9 protein-coding genes and 2 pseudogenes are annotated in these 6,662 nt (G+C 38.0%); 10 read left to right on the top strand and 1 reads right to left on the bottom strand.

Annotated elements, in window-relative coordinates; translation table 11 throughout:
* Positions 1-37 precede the first annotated feature (37 nt).
* The 10 genes and pseudogenes from ACFIK0_RS08785 (at position 38) to ACFIK0_RS08740 (ending at position 6,079) form a co-directional block, all read left to right on the top strand.
* Positions 38-388, top strand: a complete 351-nt coding sequence (locus ACFIK0_RS08785) for a DUF1376 domain-containing protein (protein ID WP_375663843.1) — start codon at positions 38-40, stop codon at positions 386-388.
* Positions 378-1,390, top strand: a pseudogene (locus ACFIK0_RS08780) (DUF1376 domain-containing protein). The gene ACFIK0_RS08785 and the pseudogene ACFIK0_RS08780 overlap by 11 nt, the downstream one beginning before the upstream one ends.
* Positions 1,350-1,796 carry a hypothetical protein gene (locus ACFIK0_RS08775; RefSeq protein ID WP_375663842.1) on the top strand — a complete coding sequence of 149 codons (447 nt, stop codon included), beginning with the start codon at positions 1,350-1,352 and terminating at the stop codon, positions 1,794-1,796. Before ACFIK0_RS08780 ends, ACFIK0_RS08775 begins: the two are co-directional and overlap by 41 nt.
* Before the next feature lie 197 nt (positions 1,797-1,993).
* On the top strand, positions 1,994-2,383 hold the full coding sequence (locus ACFIK0_RS08770; RefSeq protein WP_375663841.1) for a hypothetical protein: 390 nt from the start codon (positions 1,994-1,996) through the stop codon (positions 2,381-2,383).
* Between the two features lie 296 nt (positions 2,384-2,679).
* Positions 2,680-3,186 (top strand): hypothetical protein, encoded by a 507-nt coding sequence (locus tag ACFIK0_RS08765; protein ID WP_375663840.1) that lies wholly within the window; start codon positions 2,680-2,682, stop codon positions 3,184-3,186.
* A gap of 84 nt (positions 3,187-3,270) precedes the next feature.
* A complete protein-coding gene (locus ACFIK0_RS08760; protein ID WP_375647831.1) occupies positions 3,271-3,972 on the top strand; it encodes a hypothetical protein in 702 nt (233 codons plus the stop codon).
* A gap of 206 nt (positions 3,973-4,178) precedes the next feature.
* Positions 4,179-4,451: a toxin HicA gene (locus ACFIK0_RS08755; protein WP_273791602.1), complete on the top strand. Its 273-nt coding sequence runs from the start codon at positions 4,179-4,181 to the stop codon at positions 4,449-4,451.
* Entirely contained in the window at positions 4,441-4,758 is a 318-nt protein-coding gene (locus ACFIK0_RS08750; protein WP_006590330.1) for a type II toxin-antitoxin system HicB family antitoxin, read from the top strand. Before ACFIK0_RS08755 ends, ACFIK0_RS08750 begins: the two co-directional genes overlap by 11 nt.
* 345 nt (positions 4,759-5,103) lie before the next feature.
* Positions 5,104-5,533: pseudogene (gene ssb, locus ACFIK0_RS08745) on the top strand (single-stranded DNA-binding protein).
* A gap of 15 nt (positions 5,534-5,548) precedes the next feature.
* Positions 5,549-6,079 carry a hypothetical protein gene (locus ACFIK0_RS08740; RefSeq protein WP_375663839.1) on the top strand — a complete coding sequence of 177 codons (531 nt, stop codon included), beginning with the start codon at positions 5,549-5,551 and terminating at the stop codon, positions 6,077-6,079.
* A gap of 9 nt (positions 6,080-6,088) precedes the next feature.
* Here the strand turns inward: ACFIK0_RS08740 and ACFIK0_RS08735 are convergent, their stop codons facing one another.
* Positions 6,089-6,661, bottom strand: coding sequence for a hypothetical protein (locus ACFIK0_RS08735; RefSeq protein ID WP_375647922.1), 573 nt, complete (start codon positions 6,659-6,661; stop codon positions 6,089-6,091).
* Position 6,662: the final 1 nt, after the last annotated feature.

Genomic DNA, 6,662 nt, shown 5'->3' with positions numbered 1-6,662 from the left:
GCAATTTTATATTTAGTTAAAGAAAGGGAATTGGGGTATGTCCAGTAAATTACCATGGACGAGGCTTTTTGCAGACAGATGGCTTGTTACTCTTGGTTGTTTGTCGCCGACCGAGAAATGTATCTATGTCATGTTGCGACTTCTAATGCTCCGTACTGGTGAGCCTATTTTAAACAACTTAAGGGTATTAGCTTTTTGGGTTGGTTATCCAGTAGAAGAGTTTGAAGCAGCTTTGAATTCCTTGATTGAAGGTGGATTCATCATACGTTTAGACAATGGTGGGTTGTGGAATTCAGAAGTTGAAAAAGAACTCAATAACGTTACTGAAGAGCTAGATAATTTCACTTGCAATAATAATAAAGAAAGGGAGGTGAAGTATGTCAACTAAGTTGCCATGGACGAGGCTTTTTGCAGACAAGTGGGCAATAGTTGTTGATTATTTGCCTGCTGTAGAGGGCAATATCTATATGCGATTACGGTTACGTATGTTGCATACTGGTGAACCTCTTTTTTATAATATTAAAGTTTTATCTAATTACACGGGTTATTCAGTGAAGAAGTTTGAAGCGGCACTGAATGTTTTGCTTGAAGAAGGATATTTCATTCGTTTAGCAGATGGTCGCTTGTGGAATTTAGATGTTGAGGAAGAACTCAATAACTCTAATGAGAATTTAAATAGACTCTCAGAAAAAGCTATAAAAGCTGCGAATACTAAGAGAAATAAGCAGAAAGATCATTCATCAAGAGAACATGATGAGTTCATCACGACAACACATTAAACATTAACAATAACAATAACAAAAAAAATAAAAATATTATTTTATCAAAAAAAGAAATTGATTTTGAAGATTTAGAAACAATCGATTTGGTTGACGAGCCAATCGAGTGTGATGTTGAAAGCCAATCAGAGCAAACCAACCAATCAATCATTCACGAGCAAGAAAGCGTTCCTAAGAAAGCCAAGCGGGTTAAAACCGATAGAGGCTGTCGATTGCCTACGGATTTTGAGCCCGATTACGATTTTGCGATTAGAGAGGGCTTGCCTCCAGAGCGTGTAAAAGTCGAAATCGCAAAATTTCGAGATTATTGGAATGCCAAGGCAGGTAAGGACGCATGCAAAACGGATTGGCAAGCAACATGGCGCAACTGGGTACGCAAGGCAATTGAAGATTTACAAAAAGGAAAAAACTATGGAAAGCCAAGCACTGAAACAACAGAACAGCAGCGTGGATGGAGTTATCGCGTTGCACAGCACATGTCCAATATCAAAAATTCAGATAGTGTGTACAAATTTTTATTCGAGGATGACAACCGAACCACCATTCCATTGGAAGACAGGGCAAAAACCATTGATTGCAGAAGCGGAGAGAATTACCTCATTAGTCCATGATGCATTGCAAAAGCTTGAAAAGAAAGCGACTGAAGAAGAAATTCAAACAACGTATCTTGTCCTTTCAAATGGACTTAAGAGCCCCATGGGATCAGATGAGAAAGCGACAGCGCTTGCGTATCTTTACGCTCTTGAAGGCATAAGCAGCTGGGTATTGCAAACGGCAACAAAGAACGCTTTGAAAGGCAAAGCAGAGGGATTAAATGCAACCTTTATGCCATCGACAGCAGATTTTTATCGTTACTGCGAGAAGCTTGAAAGCGATATTCGTTTTCATGCAAAGCACATTCTTAGGAGCCTTGAAAAGCCTGAAAAGGGAACAAATCAAAAGGCAGCGATGCCATCAGAACGCATAGAAAAGATTCAAAAAGAACTTGAAGAGGTTTTAAAAGGCATTGAAGGATAAACAGCAAAGTAGTGAAATTTGCTGATGATTTTGAGAATAGAGATGCGTTTAAATTGACAGAAAGGCACCGTACAGAGCGATTTAAAGATTTTGTGATAAAAACCACATTGAAATTAAAAACGCTTCTGTACGGTCCATTTTGAGGCAAATAAACCCATTGGTAAAGTTATGGATTTAGATAGGGGATATTAAACCAGATGTTTTTAAAAAAACGTAAACAGAAAGGGCAAAAAAAGTGGGTTGCAACGGCGGTGGGGCATGCACCATGGGGATTAGGGGTAGCAGAGTATTTTTATAACCTTTACGAATATGATGATGGCACAAGAGAATACGAAGAATTTGACGGTGGTCAGTATCATGAGGTGCCTGAGAATGTTGATTACAGTACCAAGGCGCAAGTGAAAGCTTGGATATACGGTGGTGATTTGCCAAGAAGCGTATTGAGTTGCGAAGCATTGATAGACGAGGTGAATAGGGAAATCAAAAAACGTACAGTGAAAGCAGTGAAAACTTATGATGATATAGACAGTGAACTAGAGAAAGCACTTGATATTCAATTAGGTAGGTATCAAAATGAAAAAAAGTGAAAAAAATAAAAAATACGTATTGACATTAATGAAAGGTTCGTTTAGAAAGGTCGGCAAGTGCTTGAAAAACACTGTAATACGAGCGGATAGGTTACGAAACGACCTCTTCCCATGTTTTTAAAATATACTGGCTTTCTTTTGTGCTCTTATTGGCATATAACGATTTTGCCGGGTGTGGTTATACTATACAATACCCTTCATAGGGGAAAGTGTAACGACGGTCTCGTATCCGTGTTTTTCAGCGCCCGGCGCCCTTAGGGGTGTCAATGAAAATGTTAAAATACGAGGTAATTATTATGCAGAATTCTGTCAAAAAATATCAACTCACCAATCAAACAATTCTTCGTGAGGGTAAAAAACTTTATCGCATTAAGGCGTTAAGAGATTTTGGTGATGTTAAAGCTGGTCAACTTGGTGGCTATATTGAATCTGAAGAAAATCTTTCCCATGATGGTAATTGCTGGGTTGGTGATCAGGCCATTGTTGTGAGCCCTGGTCGTGTTTACGAAAATGCGCAGGTTTATGGCAATGCAGGTGTTGGTGGTTTTGTATATGGTAATGCTCGCGTCTACGATTCAGCAAAGGTTTTTGCCAATGCCCATGTGTATGATAATGCCCATGTTTTCGATAGTGCAAAAATTGTAAGTAAAGTGCATGTTTATGAAAATGCCAATGCATGTGGCATGGCTATTGTTACTAAGAATATTTGTGGTGACACAATGAATAATGTTTATACAGAACGCCTTTCTCCTGCTGGTGAAATTTGCTTTGTTATGTGTCGTCCTCATAGGAAAACAGCTTAAATAACGGCGCGGGCGCGGCGGGGGCGCCTCCTTATAACCATTTCATTCAAAAATTTATTCAAATGTTAGATTAGGGAGCTACCTATGACCACTAAAAATGTATCTAAAAAATATGAGCTTATAAATGAAAGTCACGTTAAAGGGATTACTTTATACCGCATTCGTGCTTTAAAAGACTTTGCTGATGTTAAAGCTGGTGATTTAGGCGGCTTTATTGAAAAGGAAGATAACCTTTCTCATGATGGCAATTGCTGGGTTTATGATAATGCTTGTGTTGTAAAATCTGGTCGTGTTTATGAAAATGCAAGGGTATATGGCAACGCTGTCATTGGTGGTTTTGTTTATGGCAATGCGCATGTATATGATAAAACCCGCGTGTATTTTGGAGCTCATGTTTATGATAATGCGCATCTTTCTGATAAGGTGTGGGTTTATCAATATGCAAGGGTTTATGGGAATGCAAAATTAACAGGAAGTGCACGCATTTATAGCAAGGCTGAGGTTTATGATCATGCTGTTGTAAGTAGCTCTTCAAAAATTTATGGCAAGGTTTATGGCAATGCTAGCGTGGGTGGGTATGTTAAGGTCTATGGTTCTGTTTATGGCAATGCTAAAGTGACTGGTTATCACACCATTAGAGGTTTGGTACATGGCAATGCAAGATTAAAAAGAAATGATTATTCATATGTTGAGCAAAACATTTACTATGCATATGGGATTCCAGAGGATTGTGAAATTTATGAAAACGATACCGTTGTAAAGATTGTTGAAAATAAAGCAGCGTAAATAACGGCGCGGGGGGCTGCTTTATAGCAAAAAAGCCGCGTCCTTTAAGACACGGCTTTCTTTTTTTGTTTAACGCAACAAAACTTTTTCTGATAGTTTTTCTTGTATACATAAAAGCCTCTATTCAATAGATTTAAAATGATTAACTAGGAAGGTTTAAAATGATTAACTGGGAAGGTTTATAAAATGATTGACTAGGATTAATAGTGATACTATTATTGGTTATGAACAATAAAGTTGAAAAAATAATCAGCTTGATGCAAGCATCACCAAGGAACATTAAGTTTTCAGATTTGTTGGCTGTGTGTGTACATTTTTTTGGAGAACCACGGAACAGTGGTACGAGTCACTTTGTGTTTAAAACCCCGTGGCTTGGTGACCCGCGTGTGAATATTCAAAAAGATTCTGGCAATAAGGCAAAAGCCTACCAAGTCAAACAAGTATTGCAAGCGATAGAAAGGATAAAACATGAACAGTAATCATTATACATATCGTGTTTTGTGGTCGCAAGAAGATCAGGAATATGTCGGATTGTGTGCAGAATTCCCATCCCTTTCATGGTTAGCATCTCAAGCAGAGAAGGCTTTAAAGGGCATTATGGATCTTGTTTCAGAAGTTGTTGAGGACATGCAACATAACGGAGAAGAAGTTCCTGTGCCTTTGTCGCATGGTAAATATAGTGGTAAGTTTCAATTAAGAATCCCACCAGAACTCCATAGAAAACTTGCAATACAAGCTGCCGAAAATGGTGTAAGCTTGAATAGATACATTTCTTCTAAGCTTTGAAAAGTCTATACGACCAGAAGATACCCTCCGCCCCTTATTTATGTTGCTTAGAATTTACATAATAAAAGCCGCGTCCTTTAAGACACGGCTTTTATTATCAAAACAGCTAGCGATCCAAATAAACGATTAAAATAACCAATCGAAATATAAAAGAACATCTCTTTATTGCACAAAACGTATCAAAACGCAAGCTGTTAAGTAAAATAAAAATGGGATTCATACTGTAGATTCAGTGTGTTATGATAAATTCTGTTTGTAAAAATACACCATAATGTGTTATACTACCATCAGTTGTGAGTTATGTTTTGTTCTAAGTACTATTTTCCATTAAAGGACAGAAAGCAAATGCTTAATAAAGTGATTTTAATTGGTCATTTAGGTGCCAATCCAGAAAGCAAAACAATGTCATCTGGCATCGAGGTGGTCAATTTTCGAATGGCAACGTCTGAGAGCTATACAGACAAGGCAACCAATAATAGAATAGACAAAACCGAATGGCATTCCATTGTGGTGTTTAATCCACATCTTGCAAAAATAGCTCTCCAGTATCTGAATAAGGGCAATCGAGGGGCGACTACAAACCCGTAAATGGCAAGATAAAAACGGTGTTGATCGCTATGTAACAGAAGTCATATTGCCTCAGTACAAAGGCGAATTAAAGCTTTTAGATGGCAAAAATGATGATAATCAAGATCAGTCATCTGCTTATGACAGAAGCATTTACAGACCTCTTGATACGCCCCATACCGTTATGAATGACAGTGTTCCTTTTTAAATAAAAGGCGGTGTTATGAAAAAAAATAAAAAAAGGGGACGCCCTAAAATTAAAGGGCAGGTAAGAGAACCAAACGGACGTATATCACGTGCAAAAACACCGCGTGAAGCCGTTGATAAATTGGCAATAGAAATGCGTGCAAAGCGCTTCGGTTTAACGCTACAGGAGGCAAAAAATCCACTTTCTGGGTCTTACATAGGGCGGCTTTGCTTGCAAGGCGTGCTTACTCAAGAGCAATACGACGCCGCCCAGCAATATCTACAGATAAGAAATAATTATCTTTGTGCAAAAGGCTTGCCTAATGCAATTTATGACGAAATGCCATCATCATCTGATGATAAGGCAAGAGATAAATGGGTAGAATTTGCAACAGAGCAGTTTATAAACACGCAAGAGGCACTAAAAGAAGCCCAATGCCTCTATAGACAATATAACCTTTATGCAGCGTTACAGTATCTCGTTATAGAAGATCAAATGCTACCACATCTTGTGAATTCGCTGCGTGTTGCTCTTAACGTGCTTCAGAAACATTTTGATCGTAAATGACAATCTCTATTACGGTTTCATTATATCATATATCGTTGGTAAGTCTCTGCAAAATCTAGCGACTTGTTTAGTGTTTTCATAATCACCGGTGCTCACGTCAGATACTACAACTATCATTTGTGTTTTGGGGCTAATGCCAGTTCCAGTTGAATTACTAAGAAATTTTTTTGCATAATAAATCATTGGATTTTTGCTGTTATTGGATTCGTTGTATGCCCACATAAAATCTCTTTCACTCCAATTATGTTCATAACGTAAACGACTTATTACATTGGGTAGCATTGCCCATGACATTTCTTCATTATACTCACCCCGCAATAAATTCACAAAGCGTCCACATAAAATAACGAATACGTGACGATGCAATACAGGATCAAATTTGGAAGGCATCTTATGATGGCCACGGCTGTATACAAATTCTTGTGCTTGGCTTAGCTTATTAAAATGCGTAAAGCCAGTATATTCTTTACTCGCGTATTTGTCGTAAAGTTGATTATACTTCTCTATAGTATCTACACTTGTAAACATACGCGTCAATTTGTCTATAAATCCAAATGACGCTGATGCAGGTAGCGCTGATATA

Origin of the sequence: Bartonella sp. CL63NXGY (genome assembly GCF_042194905.1) — a bacterium.
GTDB lineage: Bacteria > Pseudomonadota > Alphaproteobacteria > Rhizobiales > Rhizobiaceae > Bartonella.
The sequence above is the reverse complement of the archived record's forward strand: the minus strand, read 5'-3'. Positions and strand labels throughout refer to the sequence as shown.

Excerpts from the sequence above, each read along its gene's own strand:
- ACFIK0_RS08740 (WP_375663839.1), top strand. The coding sequence starts at position 5,549 with ATGAAAAAAAATAAAAAAAGGGGACGCCCTAAAATTAAAGGGCAGGTA.
- ACFIK0_RS08750 (WP_006590330.1), top strand. The coding sequence starts at position 4,441 with ATGAACAGTAATCATTATACATATCGTGTTTTGTGGTCGCAAGAAGAT.
- ACFIK0_RS08770 (WP_375663841.1), top strand. The coding sequence starts at position 1,994 with ATGTTTTTAAAAAAACGTAAACAGAAAGGGCAAAAAAAGTGGGTTGCA.
- ACFIK0_RS08765 (WP_375663840.1), top strand. The coding sequence starts at position 2,680 with ATGCAGAATTCTGTCAAAAAATATCAACTCACCAATCAAACAATTCTT.
- ACFIK0_RS08785 (WP_375663843.1), top strand. The coding sequence starts at position 38 with ATGTCCAGTAAATTACCATGGACGAGGCTTTTTGCAGACAGATGGCTT.
- ACFIK0_RS08760 (WP_375647831.1), top strand. The coding sequence starts at position 3,271 with ATGACCACTAAAAATGTATCTAAAAAATATGAGCTTATAAATGAAAGT.